Origin of the sequence: Brotaphodocola sp. (assembly GCF_050873065.1) — a bacterium.
Taxonomy (GTDB): domain Bacteria; phylum Bacillota; class Clostridia; order Lachnospirales; family Lachnospiraceae; genus Brotaphodocola.
The window spans coordinates 1-17,735 of record NZ_JBNMIC010000025.1 but is presented as its reverse complement, the minus strand read 5'-3'; the positions used below and the strand labels follow the sequence as shown (position 1 = coordinate 17,735).

General features: G+C 47.0%; 18 protein-coding genes and 1 other RNA gene. 17 read left to right on the top strand and 2 right to left on the bottom strand.

Going from position 1 to position 17,735, the window contains the following annotated elements; all coding sequences use genetic code 11:
- Positions 1-43 precede the first annotated feature (43 nt).
- Both ACR0QE_RS08125 and ACR0QE_RS08120 read left to right on the top strand, forming a co-directional pair.
- The gene (locus ACR0QE_RS08125; RefSeq protein WP_432627866.1) at positions 44-379 is read left to right on the top strand and encodes a cyclic-di-AMP receptor; all 336 of its coding nucleotides are present in this window, start codon (positions 44-46) and stop codon (positions 377-379) included.
- Between the two features lie 62 nt (positions 380-441).
- The gene (locus ACR0QE_RS08120) at positions 442-618 is read left to right on the top strand and encodes a hypothetical protein (RefSeq protein WP_432627865.1); all 177 of its coding nucleotides are present in this window, start codon (positions 442-444) and stop codon (positions 616-618) included.
- Between the two features lie 692 nt (positions 619-1,310).
- Here ACR0QE_RS08120 and ACR0QE_RS08115 read toward each other — a convergent pair.
- A complete protein-coding gene (locus tag ACR0QE_RS08115; protein ID WP_432627864.1) occupies positions 1,311-2,258 on the bottom strand; it encodes a radical SAM protein in 948 nt (315 codons plus the stop codon).
- Positions 2,259-2,448: 190 nt separating this feature from the next.
- On the opposite strand from ACR0QE_RS08115, the gene ssrS reads away from it, so the two are divergent.
- The 5 genes from ssrS to ACR0QE_RS08090 all read left to right on the top strand — a co-directional run bounded on the left by ssrS (position 2,449) and on the right by ACR0QE_RS08090 (position 8,602).
- Positions 2,449-2,628, top strand: a non-coding RNA gene (gene ssrS, locus ACR0QE_RS08110) — 6S RNA.
- 148 nt (positions 2,629-2,776) lie between these two features.
- Positions 2,777-4,015 carry an AI-2E family transporter gene (locus ACR0QE_RS08105; RefSeq protein ID WP_432627863.1) on the top strand — a complete coding sequence of 413 codons (1,239 nt, stop codon included), beginning with the start codon at positions 2,777-2,779 and terminating at the stop codon, positions 4,013-4,015.
- Between the two features lie 44 nt (positions 4,016-4,059).
- Complete coding sequence (locus tag ACR0QE_RS08100; RefSeq protein ID WP_432627862.1) at positions 4,060-6,363, top strand: SpoIID/LytB domain-containing protein; 2,304 nt, start codon at positions 4,060-4,062, stop codon at positions 6,361-6,363.
- Positions 6,364-6,456: 93 nt separating this feature from the next.
- The gene (locus ACR0QE_RS08095; protein WP_432627861.1) at positions 6,457-7,839 is read left to right on the top strand and encodes a sensor histidine kinase; all 1,383 of its coding nucleotides are present in this window, start codon (positions 6,457-6,459) and stop codon (positions 7,837-7,839) included.
- Positions 7,814-8,602: a response regulator transcription factor gene (locus tag ACR0QE_RS08090; protein ID WP_432627860.1), complete on the top strand. Its 789-nt coding sequence runs from the start codon at positions 7,814-7,816 to the stop codon at positions 8,600-8,602. Before ACR0QE_RS08095 ends, ACR0QE_RS08090 begins: the two co-directional genes overlap by 26 nt.
- A gap of 3 nt (positions 8,603-8,605) precedes the next feature.
- Here ACR0QE_RS08090 and ACR0QE_RS08085 read toward each other — a convergent pair whose 3' ends face one another.
- Positions 8,606-10,531 carry an ATP-binding protein gene (locus ACR0QE_RS08085; protein ID WP_432627859.1) on the bottom strand — a complete coding sequence of 642 codons (1,926 nt, stop codon included), beginning with the start codon at positions 10,529-10,531 and terminating at the stop codon, positions 8,606-8,608.
- Positions 10,532-10,700: 169 nt separating this feature from the next.
- Between ACR0QE_RS08085 and ACR0QE_RS08080 the strand changes: the two genes are divergently transcribed.
- From ACR0QE_RS08080 to ACR0QE_RS08035, 10 genes are all read left to right on the top strand, one after another.
- Positions 10,701-10,925 carry a hypothetical protein gene (locus tag ACR0QE_RS08080; RefSeq protein ID WP_432627858.1) on the top strand — a complete coding sequence of 75 codons (225 nt, stop codon included), beginning with the start codon at positions 10,701-10,703 and terminating at the stop codon, positions 10,923-10,925.
- Between the two features lie 222 nt (positions 10,926-11,147).
- Positions 11,148-12,122, top strand: coding sequence for a TRAP transporter substrate-binding protein (locus tag ACR0QE_RS08075; protein WP_432627894.1), 975 nt, complete (start codon positions 11,148-11,150; stop codon positions 12,120-12,122).
- 3 nt (positions 12,123-12,125) lie between these two features.
- The gene (locus ACR0QE_RS08070; RefSeq protein ID WP_432627857.1) at positions 12,126-12,629 is read left to right on the top strand and encodes a TRAP transporter small permease; all 504 of its coding nucleotides are present in this window, start codon (positions 12,126-12,128) and stop codon (positions 12,627-12,629) included.
- A gap of 1 nt (position 12,630) precedes the next feature.
- Positions 12,631-13,941, top strand: coding sequence for a TRAP transporter large permease (locus tag ACR0QE_RS08065; RefSeq protein WP_432627856.1), 1,311 nt, complete (start codon positions 12,631-12,633; stop codon positions 13,939-13,941).
- A 319-nt stretch (positions 13,942-14,260) separates the two neighbouring features.
- Positions 14,261-15,043 (top strand): uridine phosphorylase, encoded by a 783-nt coding sequence (gene udp / locus ACR0QE_RS08060; protein WP_432627855.1) that lies wholly within the window; start codon positions 14,261-14,263, stop codon positions 15,041-15,043.
- A 383-nt stretch (positions 15,044-15,426) separates the two neighbouring features.
- On the top strand, positions 15,427-15,702 hold the full coding sequence (locus tag ACR0QE_RS08055) for a Mor transcription activator family protein (RefSeq protein ID WP_432627854.1): 276 nt from the start codon (positions 15,427-15,429) through the stop codon (positions 15,700-15,702).
- Entirely contained in the window at positions 15,699-16,001 is a 303-nt protein-coding gene (locus tag ACR0QE_RS08050; RefSeq protein WP_432627853.1) for a hypothetical protein, read from the top strand. The genes ACR0QE_RS08055 and ACR0QE_RS08050 overlap by 4 nt, the downstream gene beginning before the upstream one ends.
- 30 nt (positions 16,002-16,031) lie before the next feature.
- Complete coding sequence (locus tag ACR0QE_RS08045) at positions 16,032-16,259, top strand: hypothetical protein (RefSeq protein ID WP_432627852.1); 228 nt, start codon at positions 16,032-16,034, stop codon at positions 16,257-16,259.
- Between the two features lie 37 nt (positions 16,260-16,296).
- Positions 16,297-16,737: a YkvA family protein gene (locus tag ACR0QE_RS08040; protein WP_432627851.1), complete on the top strand. Its 441-nt coding sequence runs from the start codon at positions 16,297-16,299 to the stop codon at positions 16,735-16,737.
- A 168-nt stretch (positions 16,738-16,905) separates the two neighbouring features.
- Entirely contained in the window at positions 16,906-17,604 is a 699-nt protein-coding gene (locus ACR0QE_RS08035; RefSeq protein ID WP_432627850.1) for a hypothetical protein, read from the top strand.
- Positions 17,605-17,735: the final 131 nt, after the last annotated feature.

Below are 17,735 nucleotides of genomic sequence, written 5' to 3'. Positions count from 1 at the left end.
CTTCCTCGTTGTATATCTAATGAAAGGGCGGGAAACGGGAAGCATGAAAATTATTTACGCGATTGTAAGCGCGGATGACGGAAACAGAGTGACGGATGTGCTGAATGACCATCATTACAGCGTGACGAGACTGGCGACGACGGGAGGTTTCCTGAAAAAGGGAAATGCCACTCTGATGATCGGTACCCAGGATGAAAAAGTAGATTATGCGATTGAGCTGATCCGCGAGACCTGCGGCAAGCGCCAGAAAATCAGCTGTGATATGCCAAGCCCGAGCATCGGTTCGATGGCAGGCAATTATATGACGATGCCGGTGAGTGTGGAGACCGGTGGAGCCACGATCTTTGTGACGGATGTGGAGCGCTTTGAGAAGTTCTAATCTAAGTTCTAATCTGAATTGAGAAGTTCTGGATTTGAGAATTTCTCAATCGGAGAAGACAGATGACTCAGGGTGGTGGATGCGCAGTGATTCTGATTGCGGGATGTGAGGGAGCAAAGCAGTGCCGGTATGCGTCTGAGGCATGTCGGATGTGTTCTGGAATTGAAAGATCTGAGAAGAGGAAGCTGTCAGCGGGGGTGATCGGAATCACGCGCCAAGGCTCTGGGCGCGTCGGCTGAATAGGAGGGATCCGGGTGTGGACTTGCGCGTCAGATCCCGGTACAGAACTTTGCGAATGCCGAGTCGAAAGAGAATATACAGTTTAAATTGTTTGAATATTTATATACAATTTGACAATTTACAAAAAATATAAAAATAATTTACAAAAAGTGTTGACAAAACCGGATTGATCTGGTATTATAAAGACAACAAAGAAACAGAAACAAAACAAAAGAGAACAAGAGGTTCTCGAAAGAAATTCTCAGCGAAAGGGAATTTCAAAAAATCTAAAAGAAGGAGGTACAGTCCACCGAACAGTTAAATGAGTTTCCCTTATCAGATTAGAAATCCGAAAGGAAGAAAAAGAAGATAAGAAAGGAAACAGGAAAAGAATCTGTAAGTGGAAACAAAAAATATATTTTCCAGATCCAAACGTTATTGCAGACAGAGAGAAAAGAATCGGTTTTCTTATATGACGAGAAAGTATAGGAAGGACGATAGATTTCAGAATCGGATAACAGAGAAGAAAAAGATATAAAAAGGAAGGAAAATAAAAGAATATCCACAATACAGAGGAAGAAAGATATACATATAGAACAAAAAACTTCATAAGGAAAGAGCAAAGAGAGGTATAGTCCAGTGGACGAAGTGAATTGAAAGCGGATGCCAGAGATGTCAATCATTGGTATCCGCTTTCCTCGGTTTATAGCTCTTATAAACCCTCCAAGTCAAACGGCGGCGTGTATTCTTCACGGGCGCTGCTTTTTTTTTGCATAAATCCGTGATCCAGTCCGAGAGCGAGCGCAGTATCTACAACTTTCTCATACTCATAGCTGGTGATCCGGCGGTTTAATTCCGGGCAGTCGTCGAGGTGGCGGTAAGGTGTGTACTGGCTCATCAGACTGATAAAAAACCGATCCTTCGGGAAGTGGGCAGCGATCCAGTTTAAGAGTGCGATCGAGTCGTCTTTGTGTCCCGGCAGAACGAGGTGGCGGATAATGACGCCGCGGTCCATGAGAAGCGTCTCTTTTCCGTCTGGGGCAAGTTCTGTGTGAAAGACAGGCGTGCCGGTCTGGTCGATCATCTGTGAGATCGCCGCGGCGGCCTGTTCAAAATAGTCGGGAGCACCGCTGCAGCGGCGGGCGAGCGCAGAGTCAAAATATTTAAAATCCGGAAGCCAGATGTCGACATAGGGCTTGAGCGCCAGAATGGTCTCCGGGCGCTCATAACCGCCGCAGTTGTACACCACCGGAATCTTTAAGTCGGGCTTTGCAATCTTAAGTGCCGGAAGAATCCAGGGGAGGTACTGGGTCGCAGTCACGAGATTAATGTTGTGTGCGCCCTGATCCTGAAGGTTCAAAAAAACCTTGGCGAGCTCTTCGCAGCTTAAACTCTTTCCAAAATGTTCCTGACTGATCTCGTAGTTCTGGCAGAAGACACAGCGCAGGGTACAGCCGGAAAAGAAGACGGTTCCGCTGCCGGCAAAACCGCTGATGCACGGCTCTTCCCAGTGGTGAAGTGCGGCGCGTGCGGCGAAGATTCCTGCCGGAGAAGCGCAGTATCCGGTCTGCGTGCGGCGGTCGACTTTGCACTGGCGCGGGCAGAGACGGCAGGATGAGATCTGGTTTTCGATATCGAGAGCTGAGTGATTCAGATTCATAAATAAAATCCTTTCGATGGAATGTTTGAATGTTCTGCACGGAAATGCTGAAAATTGACTCTAGTATAGGAGAGTTTGGAAAAGATTGCAAGTGCTTTTGCCGGGAGGGATTTATTATGAACTTGAAAGATCATACTTGAAAAAGTGGGGAGACTGTTGTATAATCAATCCATAGCAAAACAGAGAAACGTAATTCCTGGAATGTTCGACAACCTTACCCATTTTGAACCTACATTTCTGACTCAGGGATTCCAATATTTGCAGACGGATGTCAAGCCTCCGATTAGCAGTGGAAGGCAGAAGCCTGCGTGAGGTCGCCCACCTAGCACTGCTAGGCGTCAATAAGTAAGACCGGCATTTTGGGATTACGAAAGATAAAGCAGCGAGCAATCGCTGCTTTATCTTTTTTTTTTCAGGAAAATGTGCTACTCTTATAAGCGAAATACGCATAGTAAGACACAATAAGAAAGAAACATGTGCCAAAGGATTTTCGGCACAATCTGAAACTGGAGGCTGCAGTGAAAAAAGAAAAATTTGAAACGTACATCTATTGGGGTGTGACCGCGTTCGTGGTTCTGGCTCTGCTTGTGGCGGTCATCTTTCTGCTGATCAACTGGAAATCGGCACAGAAGATGGGCACGGCACTTCTCGGAATCCTGGAACCGATCATCTACGGAGCGGTGTTTGCTTACCTCATGGCACCGATCTACAATCGCGTGTGCGAGTGGACAAAAAAGATTTTTTCACTTGTGAAACTGGAGAAGGCGGGAGAAAAACTGAGCACGACCGTGGCAACGCTGGCGAGTCTGCTGGTTCTGGTCGCAGTTGTGACGGGTCTCGTCTCCATGCTGGTTCCGCAGGTGATTACGAGTATCCGCGGGGTGATTGAGGCACTCCCGGCAGGAGCCCTGAATCTCGAAGAGTGGCTGGAACAGCTGTTCCGCGATAATCCGGATGTGGAGGCACAGGTGATGCAGTACTATGCAAAGGCATCGACCTGGCTTCAGGACTGGCTGACGAATGATCTGATCCCGAACATCTACAACATTGCGACGGGAGTGTACAGCGGAATCTTTACGGCGGTCCACACCGTCTTAAACATGATTATCGGGCTGATTGTCATGGTTTATCTGCTCAACATGAAGGACAAGCTCAAGACGCAGACGATTATGGTCATTTATGGGGCATTGCCTCTGCGTGCGGCGAATAAGGTGATAGAGGAAGCACGCTATGTTCACAAGATTTTTGGCGGATTCATCATCGGAAAATTGCTGGATTCCCTGATTATCGGAATTCTGTGCTACGTTCTTTTAAGTTTCATGAATATGCCTTACGTTCTGCTTGTCAGCGTGATTGTGGGTGTGACGAACGTGGTTCCGTTTTTCGGACCGTTCATCGGAGCTGTGCCGAGTGCATTTCTGATTCTTCTGGCAAGTCCGATCAAGTGTCTGTACTTTATTATTTTTATTCTTCTGCTTCAGCAGTTTGACGGAAACATTCTGGGACCGAAGATTCTCGGCGATTCGACGGGACTTTCGAGCTTCTGGGTGCTCTTCTCGATTCTGCTCTTCGGCGGAATATTCGGCTTTGTCGGTATGATCATCGGAGTGCCGACATTTGCGGTATTCTATAAATTGATGAAAGAGCTGATTGGCTGGCTGCTTGAGAGAAAGAAGCTCTCACTACAGCCGGAGTCATACGAAAATCTGGATTATATTGACGAGGAACACAAGACTTACATTCAAAAGAAGCAGTAGGGATGGAAAACGGCTACGAAGTCAGAAATAAGTAAGAGGCAGCTATGAAGAGTCGGAAACTAATCGCATTTATGGGCGGAATGGTGACATTGATCGCCGTACTGATCGGAATTATTCTTCTCTGTGAACCACAGAGAGACGGAATCTCGCGGGCAGAGGCAGCCCGTGCGGTTGTGCTCGCATTAAAGTCACCGGAGGAGGTGTCCATGTGGCGCAGGGAGGCGGAAAGCTCGCATTTTTCCGCAGAATCCCAGAATCAGTGGTATATCCCGTGGATGGATTACCTGTATGAAAAGGGATTTCTCTCGGAGGAGGAGACCCCGGCAGATGAGAAGACAGCGGAGAGCTGGCTGACCTACGGGGAGGCACAAAAGATCGCAGAGACCTCTGCGCCGACACTCGGCGTTCTGGTCAATGTGACGAAGAAGAACCGGAATCAGCCTTATCCGGAGGATTCGTGGTGGATTCTTTACGATGCGATCTTAAAGTCAGCGGATCCGAAAGGAAATGTGAAGACGCAGAGTGTCCTCATATATGGAACCCCGGAGACTGTGCCGGAAGCAGAAGCGTGGACAGCTTACACGAACCTCGGACAGCTTCGTTTTGACGGCCTGGCGCTCGATGCCTACCTTGACCATGAGCTCAAGGCATATGTGAGGGGAAACCAGCTGATCCATGTGATTTCAGACAGCGGACAGAACACGACGTACCGCAACGTCTGGATCATTGACGCTGACGAGAATGAGATGAAGGTCTATCTCGGGGATCTCGAGAGAACGATTCCGTTTCGCAGGAAAGTGAAGGAGAAGAGGGCGGAGGAGATGATCCGCAATCTGGCTGACATTCAGATGGAAAAGGGAAAGATCGCAAAAGTTTCTCTCAAGCAGGACACGATCACGGGAAAAGTGCTGTCTGTGCGGAGTGATTCCGTGGAGATTGAGGGATATGGATCTGTCCCGTTTGATGAAGAGTACAAGGTTCTGCGTACTTATGGGACTGTGAAGCGGGAAAATCTCTCCGACATTCTCATCGGATATAATCAGAATGAGTTTATTGTGGCAAAGGGAAAGATCTGTGCCGTGCTGACCGTGCGGGATGTCAATGCCGATACGATCCGCGTGCTCCTGATGGACAATGGGTTCAAGAGTATTTTCCACGACACGGTGACGATTTCCTGCAAAGGACCGATGGTGATGACGCAGGGAGATCAGGAGACGACTCTCGACGCGGGAAGCAGCATCTCGTTTTCTAAGGGAGACGGCAAGCTTGACGCGGGAAGAATCATCATAAAGCCCCAGAATGAGACGGATGAGCTGACGGTGCCGACGCTTGAACGCACACTCGGGACTCCATCCTATGCGGGAAGACTGGAGATTGTGGAGGCAGATACAGGTCTTGTCCTGATGAATGAGCTATATCTGGAGGATTACTTAAAAAAGGTTGTGCCGAGTGAGATGCCGCCGAACTATGAGAAAGAGGCGCTCAAGGCGCAGGCAGTCTGCGCGCGCACCTATGCCTATATGCAGATCCAGAGCAATACATACAGCCAGTATGGAGCCCATGTCGATGACAGCACGAACTTCCAGGTTTACAACAACGTGGAGACGAATGAGAGGACGGAGGAGGCAGTTGAGGAGACTTACGGAAAAATGCTGCTGTATGATGGCAAGCCGGTTTCAGCGTACTATTTTTCAACGTCCTGCGGAACGACGACGGACGGAAGCATCTGGGGAAATGATTCCTCGGAGACTCCGTATTTAAAGAGCGTGGCTCTGCGTCCGGGACGAAAGACTCTGGACCTTACGGAAAATGCGGATTTTGCGGCGTTTATCAAGGATCAGGATTATCCTGCCTATGATTCTTCTTATCCGTTTTACCGCTGGAATGTGACGACGAACGCGCAGGTTCTTGGCGATCACATCGGCGGGATCGGCACGATCGAGAGTGTTAAGATCACAGAGCGAGGTCCGGGCGGAGTCGCACTCAAGATGCTTGTCAAGGGAAGCGACGGGGAGAAGACGATCAGCGGACAGAATGCAATCCGGTCTGCTCTCGGAGATTCGAGCCTGACGATCAAGCGCAAGGACGGAAAGACGTCGGAGGGATGGAGTTCCCTGCCGAGCGCATTTCTGACGGTCGAGGATGTCGGAAAGAATGACAAGGGCATCACGCGCTTTAAGATTTACGGAGGCGGATACGGCCACGGTGCCGGCATGAGCCAGAACGGAGCGCAGGGAATGGCAAAAGACGGAATGACCTGTGAGGAGATTCTGAAATTCTTCTATGAGGATGTGAGCGTGGCGGAGCCGACAGTCGGAGAACAGCAGGCAAAGAATGCGAAGGACTGAAAAGATAGAAATCTGGAAACAGAGGAATTACAAAAATAAAAAAATTGCAGAAATAAAGAAACACGGAACGGGAGACGAATAGGAGACGGGTGAATGGTTCGGACAGGACAGAAGATTCTGGCGGCGCTGCTGCCGGATCATAAGGTGAAACTGGGACTTGCTTGGGCGTGCATTTTGGCGGTGCTCTGCGTTGCGCTGAGCGTTGCGATTTCCATGTTCGGAATGCGTGGATTTGATACGATTCTCGGAAGCAATGCCCGGAGCCTGTCCTTCTGGTCCGCAATGGATCAGGAGCGGACGACATTCAGCCGCTATATCCAGAGCGGAACGCAGGAGGCCAGAGAGGAGTACCAGCAGGCGAGCGAGCAGACGAGAAGAGAGTTAGCAAGGCTGTCGTTTGACTACCGAAAGATCGGCGCGGACTGTTATGCGAGAACCTGGTCGATTCGGAACCTGTATGAGAACTATGTGCCGGAGCGTGATCTCGTGCTGATGATGGATCAGCAGGAGAGCGGGTACCGGGAGCGCCTAAGCCGGGTATACCGGCTGCAGGGCTATCTGACCTCGTACGCGGGACAGCTTGAGCAGATGACGATTCAGCTCGGAAACCGCCAGTACCAGAGCAGCCGGACGATGCTGGTGCTCGTCCCGGTCGCGACGCTCTTTCTGGGTGTTCTTGCGCTCAGTCTGACATGGTACATCTCGGCACTCAGGGAGAAACACGATATGGAGCGGGAACTTGCGGATGTCCAGCTTCAGATGCTCAAAAACCAGATCAAACCTCATTTTCTGTTTAATACGCTGAACCTGATCGCAAGCATGGCCCAGATCGAGGATGCAGCGGTGACAGAAAAAATGATCGAGGCGCTCAGCCGTCTCTTCCGCTATAATTTAAAGTCGAGTGAGTCGGTGATGCCTCTTGAGAGAGAGCTGAGGGTTGTACAGGATTACATGTATCTTCAGCAGATGAGATTTGGAAAGAGGATTCAGTATCGGTCGGACTGTGCGCCGGAGACTCTGCCTCTTCTTGTGCCGTCGTTTGTGCTTCAGCCGCTTGTCGAGAATGCGGTCAAACATGGACTGTCGACGCGCAGCAGCGGCGGCCGGATTGTTGTCCGTTCCTGGATGGAGGGGGAGCGCTTCTGGATGAGTATTGCGGACACCGGAGAGGGAATGAGCGAGGAGCGCCTTGAGGAAGTCAGACAGCGTTTAAAGCGGGGTGAGAGAAGTGACACAAGGCCTTCTAAGGGAGAAAACGCAAAGAGCGAAACTTTAAGGGGAGAAACCTCAAGAGGTACAGAACATACCGGAATCGGTCTCTTAAATATCTGGAGCCGGATTCATGGCATGTACCGGGATGGGGAGATGGAGATTTACAGCCGCCAAGGGGCAGGAACTGTGGTGCGGCTGGCATTCACGCCGGAGAAAGGGCCGGAAGGGGGAGATTCAGATGTATCGGGTGTTACTGGCAGATGATGAACAGATTGAGCGCATGGCGCTTGCACGGAAACTTCAGCGCGCATTCGGAGGTCAGTTGGAGATCTGCGAGGCGTCAGACGGAAGGATGGCACTTGAGGTATTTCAGAAACAGAAGAGTCAGATTGTGATTATGGATATCTCGATGCCGGAGATGAACGGAATGGAGGCGGCGGAGGAGATCAGAAAGTTAGATCCCGCCTGTGTGATTCTGTTTTTGACGGCTTACGATGAGTTTTCTTATGCAAAGAGGGCATTTGTGATCCGCGCCCTCGACTACCTGTTAAAGCCCTGCGATCAGGAGGAACTTGCGGCAGTCATGGAGGAGGCGATGAGAATCACCGATCAGAGACTTGCGGGGGAGGCTGCTCAGACTCAGCCCGAGGAGCCTGAGACAGAGCCGGTTTACCGCGATGGCGGAGCCGGGGACACGAGACTTGACTGTGTTGCCGAGACGATCCGCCAGTACATCCGCGAGAATTATATGAATGAGATCTCGATGCAGGATGCCGCGAGGAGAATGCAGTACTCAGATGCCTATTTTTCCAAGCTCTTTAAGCAGTGCTTCGACCAGAATTTCACGACGTATCTGATGCATTTCCGGGTGGAGGAGGCAAAAAAACTGCTTCAAAACCGCCAGATCAGCGTCAAGGATGTGAGTGCGAAGGTCGGATACTACGATTCGAACTACTTTGCAAAGGTATTCAAGCGGATCACGGGAATGATTCCGTCAGAGTACCGCGCGCATTTTTTTGCGCCGTGAGAATCATTTACAGAAAATTTTATGAAGTTCCTCAAACAGCCGGGAGACATCAATCGGTTTTGAGAGGTGGCCGTTCATTCCCGCCTCAAGTGCCCGGTTCTTGTCTTCTTCAAAGACATTTGCGGTCATTGCGAGAATCGGAATCTGGGACTTGGCGGGATCGCTGAGTGCCCGGATTTTTTTTGTCGCCTCATAGCCGTCCATGATTGGCATCTGAATGTCCATGAGAATCAGCGCGTAATGTCCGTCGGCACAGGTCTGGACTTTTCTCACTGCGGCTGCACCGTTTCCGGCAAGTTCGACCTTAAAGCCGCTGTCAGTAAGAATCGTGGTCGCGATCTCCTGATTGAGCTCGTTATCCTCGACGAGGAGAATCGTCTTTCCTGCGAAGAGGGAGGAATCGGCCGGCATTTCTGACGGCTTTGCATCCTGCGGATGTGCTGGCGCAGTGTCCGATGATTCGGAGCGCGCTGCCGGAGAAACAGATGATGCCGGTGATGTTCCGGCGTTTGACTCGCTGATTGAAAATTGTAAGGAGACCGTAAATTCGGAACCCTTTCCCTCTTCACTCTGAACGGAGATCTTGCCGTTCATCATATCTACGATATTCTTTGTGATTGCCATTCCAAGACCTGTTCCCTGGATATTATTGACCGCGACGGATTCCTCTCGGGAAAAGGTTTCAAAGATGTGCTTTTGAAATTCCCTGCTCATGCCGATTCCGGTATCCCGGATCACAAAACGATAGCCGGTCTTGCCGTCGGTCTGCCTGTCTGACTCGTCGATCTCGTTGATCGTGAACCAGATGCTTCCGCCGGCAGGGGTGAATTTGATCGCATTGCTTAAGATATTGATCAGGATCTGATTCAGGCGAAGTTCGTCTGCGAGGATGTTCTCGTGTTTGATTGAGGAGAAGTCCGTAAAAAATTGCAGGTGTTTTGCTTCGAGGTCGACACAGATCATCGTCTGGATGTTTTTAAGAAGATCCGGGAGGTGGACGGGTTTCTCGGTGAGTCTCATTTTTCCGCTTTCGATCCGGCTCATATCGAGGATGTCATTGATCAGGGAGAGCAGATGATGACCGGAAATCGAGATTTTTTCAAGGTAATTGCGGACACGCTTCGGATTGTCGGCATTTGCGGCCGCAAGGGAGGAGAACCCGATGATTGCATTCATTGGAGTGCGGATGTCGTGGGACATATTGTTGAGAAAAATCGTCTTTGCACGGTTGGAGTGTTCGGCATCTGCTAAAGCTTTCTCGAGATCCGCCCGGCTTCGGGTGAGATCGTCATTGAGTTTTTTGATCTCTTCCATGCGGGAATTCATGTAGGCATTGTAGATTCCGGACACTTTCATGTCGGAGGTGTAAATGCCGAGGAGAAGCCCGGAGATGGAAAAAAAGATGGAGTTGCTCTGATTGGTGAGATAAACCGGGTAGGCGGACTGATACTTTGCAATCAGAAAAAGGTAGAGCAGTTCCGCCGGAACCATGATCGTGGCGAGCTCGGCGGCATTGAGGGCGAACATCATCGGGGCAGCGGTCACAAAGACCAGATAAAGGGTGGTTCTCTCCTTGATGCTCTCGGGTCCGATGGCTGAGAAAATTCCGATTCCGAGATAGATAATCAGAAATAAGTAGGCGCAGCAATGGATCAGAAAAGATCTGGATCTGACGAGGCGCAGGCAGTTACAGACAGCGAGGATTCCGAACAGGATGGCGGCGGTCAGAAAAAGTGTCTTGTTCAGTGTCAGAATGTGAGCATTAAAGAGTTTGATGCGGATCAGGTAAAAAAAGGCACAGGACGCAGAGAGGATGACGAGACTTTTTCGGTTTGCCTCATCGAGTTCCGGTGCAATCTGTCGATATTGTTCTTTTTGAAGCCCGCCGTAGAGGGCGAGGCAGATCAGTCTATCTAAAAATTTTGTCATAAATTTCCCCCTATGTGCTTGTATTATAATACGGTCTTTGCGGTTCTTTCAACATCATTTTCTGTAAAATCCCGGAAAAACCGGTGCTGTTTTTGAAAAAAACGAAATGGAAAAACCAGAAGAAATTCATGGAAAATCGTAGGAATTATCCAAAAAGGGAGGAGTCTGGATGGGATGGATCCGTGTGGAAGACGATGAGAGGAGAGGAGGAGAAAATATTTGTGGACAAAGTATACAAAGACAAAATCTTCTTCCTAAATCGCAAGGATTTACGGTACCAAACAAAATCTTAACGCTATATAATGGGAGTCGTGGTCAGGTGATGGTTAAAAATCTGTCACAACCTGAAATGATATGCAAAGATGTAGCTATTCATCAATGCGAAGATGCATAGGCGCGTTCACGATGAGAGTGATCTGTGGGAAGGTAGGAACACAGACCGGAAAACTTGATCTGACTGAACGGGATAAGAAAACATAGAAAACATCATGATAGAAACAAAAGTGTGTGTTGAGGCATATGATTTGGGGCAATGGCAAACGAAAAAAATGAAATGGAGGGAATAAAGGTGAAGAAGATTTTGAAGCAGGCGACAGTGTGTCTGTTTGCGGCAGCGATGACATTTGGTCTGACCGGATGTGGTTCGCTCACAAACGGAAAGCGAATCATCCGGATTTCGCATGCACAGTCAGAGACCCATCCGGAGCATCTTGGACTTCTTGCATTCAAGGAGTATGTAGAGGAAAACCTTGGAGACAAGTATGAGGTGGAGATCTTCCCGAACGAGCTTTTGGGATCTGCACAGAAGGCAATTGAGCTGACCCAGACCGGAGCAATCGACTTCGTTGTGGCAGGTACTGCAAATCTGGAGACATTTGCGGATGTCTATGAGATTTTCAGTATGCCGTATCTGTTTGATTCTGAGGAAGTTTACAAGTCTGTTATGCAGGATACCGATTACATGGAGAAGATTTATGAGTCCACAGATGACGCAGGATTCCGTGTCGTAACCTGGTACAATGCAGGAACGAGAAACTTCTATGCAAAGACTCCGATCCGCACCCCGGATGATTTAAAGGGCTTAAAGATCCGTGTACAGCAGAGCCCGGCGAGTGTAGCAATGGTAAATGCGTTCGGCGCAGCAGCATCTCCGATGGGATTCGGTGAGGTTTACACCGCAATTCAGCAGAACGTTATCGATGGTGCAGAGAACAATGAGCTGGCACTGACGAACAACAAGCACGGTGAGGTTGCAAAGTATTATTCTTACAACAAACACCAGATGGTTCCGGATATGCTTGTCGGAAACCTGAAATTCCTTGAGAACCTGAGCCCGGAAGAGTACCAGGTATTCAAAGACGCAGCTGCTCTGTCTACTGAGGTAGAGATGGCAGAGTGGGATAAGTGCGTAAACGAGGCAAAGGACATTGCACAGAATCAGATGGGCGTAGAGTTCATCGATGTCGATGTCGACGCATTCAAGCAGAAAGTTCTTCCGCTTCACGAGCAGATGCTCAAAGAGAACCCGAAGATTGTGGATGTTTACAACCACATTCAGGAAATCAACGAAAAAGCGAAGGAGGGAAAGTAATAAATGGAAGCGATGCATAACCTGAGAAAAGGCATCATGCGCGTTCTGGGAACGGCAATGATCGTCCTGTTCGTTCTGATGACCGTGATCGGAACCTATCAGATCGTAACCCGTTACTGCTTCAACCGTCCGAGTACGGTGTCTGAGGAGCTTCTGACTTACTCCTTCACCTGGATGGCACTTCTTGCGTCTGCTTACGTGTTCGGCAAGAGAGATCACATGAGAATGGGCTTCCTCGCTGACCAGATCAGTGGTCCGGCAAGAAAGATCCTTGAGGCAGCAAGCGATATCATGACCTTCCTTCTTGCAGCAGTAGTCATGCTGTACGGCGGAAGCGCAATCACAAAGCTGACCATGATTCAGAAGACAGCTTCCCTGCAGGTTCCGATGGCATACATCTATGTGATGGTGCCGATCAGCGGTGTGCTGATCATGATCTTCAGCATCATGAACCTGATTGATACCTGTCACAACGATTACAGCAAGCAGAAGAAGGAGGAAGAGTAAGATGAGCTCAATCGCAGTTGTATGCGGCCTGATTATTCTGGCCGTCCTCGTAGTCATGCTGCTTGGCGGTATGCCGATCGCAGTAGCACTTGCAGTATCTTCAATCTGTGCAATCCTTCCGGTTCTTGACTTGAACGTAGCCGTTCTGACCGGTGCACAGCGAATTTTTTCCGGTATTTCCGTATTCAGCCTGCTTGCAATCCCGTTTTTCATTCTTGCAGGTAACCTGATGAACAAGGGCGGTATCGCAATCCGTCTGATCAATCTGGCAAAGCTTTTCGTAGGTAATATCCCGGGTGCTTTAGCACACACGAATGCAGTAGCAAATATGCTCTTCGGTGCAATCTCCGGTTCTGGTACCGCAGCTGCTTCCGCAATGGGTTCCATCATTGGACCGATCGAGGAGGAAGAGGGTTATGACCGTGACTTCTCCGCAGCAGCAAACATTGCAACCGCACCGACCGGACTTCTGATCCCGCCGAGTAACGTTATGATCACGTTCTCTCTGGTTTCCGGAGGAACTTCCGTAGCAGCTCTGTTCATGGCAGGATACATTCCGGGAATTCTCTGGGGTCTTGCATGTATGACGGTAATCTATTTCTTCGCAAAGAAGAAGGGATACCGCAGCACAAAGAAGTTCACGAACAAAGAGAAAGTAACCGTATTTTTACAGGCAATTCCGTGTCTGTTCATGATCGTCGTTGTAATCGGCGGTATCATCGGCGGTATCTTCACCGCTACCGAGGGAAGTGTCGTAGCTGTTGTATACAGCCTGATCCTTTCTGTTGTATTTTACAAGTCCATCAAGATTTCCGAGCTTCCGAAAATTTTCTTGGACAGTGCTGAGATGACCGGTATCATTATCTTCCTGATCGGTGTTTCCAACATCATGAGCTGGGTAATGGCATTCACCGGAATCCCGACCGCAGTTTCAGAGGCAATGCTGAGCATCTCTGACAACCGCTATGTGATCCTGTTCATCATCAACATCCTGCTTCTGATTGTCGGAACTTTCATGGATATGACCCCGGCGTGCCTGATCTTTACGCCGATCTTCCTGCCGATCTGCCAGCAGCTTGGTATGAACACAATTCACTTTGGTATCATGATGATCTTCAACCTGTGTATCGGAACGATCACCCCGCCGGTTGGAACAACCCTGTTCGTCGGTGTAAAGGTGGGCGGAAGCAAGATCGAGAACGTAATCAGACCGCTTCTGGTTTACTTCGCAGCAATTTTTGCGGTGCTGCTGATCGTATCTTACATTCCGGCGGTATCCCTGTGGCTTCCGAGCCTGATGGGTTACGTATAAGGCATAAGTGCTTTGTCATAGCATGAATGCAGGACAGATTCACAGCGTTGATTCTGTAAATTTGATTTTGTAATCTTGTAAAATTTAGTTATCGTTAAAAATAGAGTTGAGTATTTGAAAGAAATTTTGTATGTAATAGTAAAGCAGTAAGCAAAAAGCGAAAATCTCTCATTGGGTCTGGGAGGTTTTCGCTTTTTTAGCTTTCAGAAATCATAAAAATCGGGTATAATGAAAGGTACCCATTAAATACAGAATTCCTGTATTTGTGGGGGGAAAAGCTTAAAAAAACAAAATTTTATTAGGTAAAGGGGTGCTGTTTATGTCGCTTGTTTATGCAAAAGGAAAAGAGTTTCACATTCAGACAACACCGGAGATTGTTGGAAAATACGTGATTCTTCCGGGAGATCCGGGAAGGTGTGAGAAGATCGCAAAATATTTTGATCATGCGGAGAAGGTTGCACAGAATCGTGAGTTTGTGACGTACACTGGAGAACTTGACGGGGAGAAGGTGTCTGTCTGCTCAACCGGAATCGGTGGCCCGTCCGCATCGATTGCAATGGAGGAACTGATTCACTGCGGGGCAGACACGTTCATCCGCGTCGGAACTTCTGGCGGAATGCAGCCGGAGATCTGTGGGGGAGATCTCGTGATTGCAACCGGAGCGATCCGCATGGAGGGGACAAGCAGGGAATACGCTCCGATCGAGTATCCGGCAGTTGCCCACTATGATGTCGTTGAGGCTCTCAAAGCAGCAGCGGATCAGATGCATGCGAAGAGTCATGTCGGTGTTGTGCAGTGCAAGGACAATTTCTACGGTCAGCACTCCCCGGAGACGATGCCGGTATTCTATGAGCTGGAAAATAAGTGGAATGCATGGATCCAGTGCGGGGCGCTTGCATCGGAGATGGAGTCGGCAGCCCTTTTCATTGTAGGTGGAGTGCGCCGCGTCCGGGTCGGATCGGTGATGCTTGTGATTGCGAACCAGACCCGCCGTGCGATGGGACTTGAGGATCCGCAGGTCTACGATACGGATCTGGCTGTCCGTGTTGCCGTGGAGGGAGTGCGCGAGCTGATCCGCAGGGACAGAGAGAAGAGAGCATAAAAAATCCCCCGCCCGCCTTCGCCTTGGAAAATGGACAGGGGATCAAAAAGGGGAGGTTTTTATATTAGTAAATGATTCCCCTGTGATTTCTGTTTATCCCGACGGATAAACACTCTTTTTACTGCTTTTATTGTTTATCCTGTGTTGTCTACGAGTTATCCTATTTGTGTCATGTTTTGTGTCAAAAATCTTCATAATAAAGTTATTGCTGTTAAACAGATAAAACATTAACCAGATAGTTATTCATACGAGAATAGCTATCTGGTGTTTTTGTGTTGCGGAAATTTACAATGTAAATTTCCATGAAATTTTACACGAAGCAATCAAATGAATTTTCTATGAAAAAGAAATATAGTAATTTTTAAGAAGGGAGGGAAGTGTGTTTGAAAACGATCAATATCAAACCGCATGACTTAGCAGGCATTTATGGGGAATTAGCTGAAATTATTGGAACTGATGATGCAATCATTATTTATGAATATTTTAAAGGACAGCAGGTATCATTTCCAACACGCTTATACTCAAAAGATTTCGTGATAGAACAAGTCGTTTCTAACAAATCTCTACCAATTAAAAAACTTGCAACACAATATGGATATTCCGAACGGCGCTTACGCCAAATTATTCAAGAAAGAAAAAAGGGGGTTCAACAGATATGAGCTTTTGGAATACTTTAGGAAGTATGCTTTCATCCTTAGACGAGATGAATCAGGGAGCTGTTAGTGATGCGGCTAGATTATCCACAGATGAGCTTTGTCAAAAAGTAAATTCTGTAAATGTATTAGTAAACCCATTAATTTACACTGCCTGTTCGGAAGAATTAATCAGACGCACTAAAAAAATGTCAAATGATGAACTGATGGCGTACTATGATGAGTATGGGGTTCGGGAGCGTACCGATGCAAAAGATATTTTAATTGAAGAATTAAAAAAACGTGGGCTTTATTCTAATGAATAAAATAAACTCAATAAAGGAGGATATATACATATGGATTTCGTGAAAAAACTCTTAGGTCCTTCAATACAAGAACGCTTCCAGAAAGAGGACGAAAAACGGGCAAAAAAGGACCTGATTTACAGCCGGATGAATGACCGTGATTTATTAGACACTTATCAGAAAGTAATAACCAATTCCAAAAAAGGAAAGGGCGTATCTGTAGCTTCTTTTTATGGGTTGATGGAAGAACTTCAAAAGCGAGGGTTAAAAAATTTCTGAATTTGTAATCAATTATGTACCAAAGGAGGACATTCTCATGTTCGCTAAGAAAAAAAAAGTAACAAAAGATACCAAAGCGTCTACTATTAGTGAAAGAGAAGCAAAGTTGGTTCTTAAAGCTAATAAAAAACAGGCAGAAGAATTATTGCAAAATGAAGAAAAAATGAACAGCTTCCTTGCTCAGTTAGACAGAAAGTTTAATGCGATTACTGGGCTCAAAGATAAATTTGATGATGTCCCTATCATTATTCAGCTGATTAAAGATTATATCAGTGGACGCTATAGAACTATCCCTTTAGGCACTATAATTGCGTTGATATGCGCACTAATTTATTTTCTCAGTCCTGTTGGGGTGATTCCTGATGTCATTCCCGGTATCGGTTATTTGGATGATTTGACTGTGATTGGTCTTGCTGTCAAATTTGCTTCAACCGATTTCGATGATTATAAGGAATGGTTGAAAAAGAATAAATCGTAACTCTTTTGTTTGAATAGGAAAATTGCGTTTTTATACTTCTTTTAACCCTTGAAGATTCTTGACTTAAAGAAAATATGCTTTTACAATTCAATACATAGGGTGAAAATAGCGTATTACAGCAAGGTATTATTTGACTAATACCTTGCTGTATATAAATTGGAGGAGTATATGCATTATACATTACCACAAAATCTATATGGGGAAGAAATACTGCTTGAATTTTTGAATAAATATAATTTACATATAAAGCGTAGTGGAAAAATTATACATCAAACTTGGCAAGACAATACTGTCGTTGCCCGTGATTACATCGGTATTACAAACATTGAATATGTTGGTTTATCCGCCGATGGGGCAAGGATTGAGGTATCTTACCAAACATCTGATGATGAACATATTGACTTTATCGAAAAAATATTACCAATAACCATTAGCTTTCATGGTGGTATCTTTTTTGATTCGTCTATGCTTTTAAATGATTTGAATACGCTTATCAAAGACAAGAAATATACAAACCGTCTTCAATCTATCTACCAGAAATATTTTAGAGAATGTATGAAAAAATGGTTGAGCTTAAATCCCGGTTTGTTATTCCAATGTGGATGGTTTCAGGAAGATCAGAGAGAAAGGGGCTTTAAATCCATTACATATAGGGATAGAGAAGCGATAAATGTACCGTATTCCCAAATAGATTCTCTCATCTTCAATGGTCTGCTTCCTGAATTTAATCACACTTCACCTGATGATTATTGTATACAACATGATTTACATAATTTTTTTGATTTTCTCCAAAATAAGCATGCGTTATTCCTTTTTACATGTACCATTCATGCACTTTTGACGGATTATATTCCTAGCTATAAATGAGCAAGTTCGTGATTTTGCATAAAAGAAAGACACCTTGAATTCGATTATGTTGTATAATGAAAGTGCCCAAACTAACATTTACAGCATTCACGAAAGAAGGTGTCTCCTGCAAATACTATACATCATTCAGC

What these genes read in the sequence shown, in the direction of transcription:
- ACR0QE_RS08035 (WP_432627850.1), top strand. Translation starts at nt 16,906, where the DNA reads ATGCATTATACATTACCACAAAATCTATATGGGGAAGAAATACTGCTT.
- ACR0QE_RS08075 (WP_432627894.1), top strand. Translation starts at nt 11,148, where the DNA reads ATGACATTTGGTCTGACCGGATGTGGTTCGCTCACAAACGGAAAGCGA.
- ACR0QE_RS08120 (WP_432627865.1), top strand. Translation starts at nt 442, where the DNA reads ATGACTCAGGGTGGTGGATGCGCAGTGATTCTGATTGCGGGATGTGAG.
- ACR0QE_RS08070 (WP_432627857.1), top strand. Translation starts at nt 12,126, where the DNA reads ATGGAAGCGATGCATAACCTGAGAAAAGGCATCATGCGCGTTCTGGGA.
- ACR0QE_RS08050 (WP_432627853.1), top strand. Translation starts at nt 15,699, where the DNA reads ATGAGCTTTTGGAATACTTTAGGAAGTATGCTTTCATCCTTAGACGAG.
- ACR0QE_RS08085 (WP_432627859.1), bottom strand. Translation starts at nt 10,531, where the DNA reads ATGACAAAATTTTTAGATAGACTGATCTGCCTCGCCCTCTACGGCGGG.
- ACR0QE_RS08095 (WP_432627861.1), top strand. Translation starts at nt 6,457, where the DNA reads ATGGTTCGGACAGGACAGAAGATTCTGGCGGCGCTGCTGCCGGATCAT.
- ACR0QE_RS08045 (WP_432627852.1), top strand. Translation starts at nt 16,032, where the DNA reads ATGGATTTCGTGAAAAAACTCTTAGGTCCTTCAATACAAGAACGCTTC.
- ACR0QE_RS08080 (WP_432627858.1), top strand. Translation starts at nt 10,701, where the DNA reads ATGGGATGGATCCGTGTGGAAGACGATGAGAGGAGAGGAGGAGAAAAT.
- ACR0QE_RS08040 (WP_432627851.1), top strand. Translation starts at nt 16,297, where the DNA reads ATGTTCGCTAAGAAAAAAAAAGTAACAAAAGATACCAAAGCGTCTACT.
- ACR0QE_RS08115 (WP_432627864.1), bottom strand. Translation starts at nt 2,258, where the DNA reads ATGAATCTGAATCACTCAGCTCTCGATATCGAAAACCAGATCTCATCC.
- ACR0QE_RS08125 (WP_432627866.1), top strand. Translation starts at nt 44, where the DNA reads ATGAAAATTATTTACGCGATTGTAAGCGCGGATGACGGAAACAGAGTG.
- ACR0QE_RS08090 (WP_432627860.1), top strand. Translation starts at nt 7,814, where the DNA reads ATGTATCGGGTGTTACTGGCAGATGATGAACAGATTGAGCGCATGGCG.
- ACR0QE_RS08065 (WP_432627856.1), top strand. Translation starts at nt 12,631, where the DNA reads ATGAGCTCAATCGCAGTTGTATGCGGCCTGATTATTCTGGCCGTCCTC.
- ACR0QE_RS08100 (WP_432627862.1), top strand. Translation starts at nt 4,060, where the DNA reads ATGAAGAGTCGGAAACTAATCGCATTTATGGGCGGAATGGTGACATTG.
- udp (WP_432627855.1), top strand. Translation starts at nt 14,261, where the DNA reads ATGTCGCTTGTTTATGCAAAAGGAAAAGAGTTTCACATTCAGACAACA.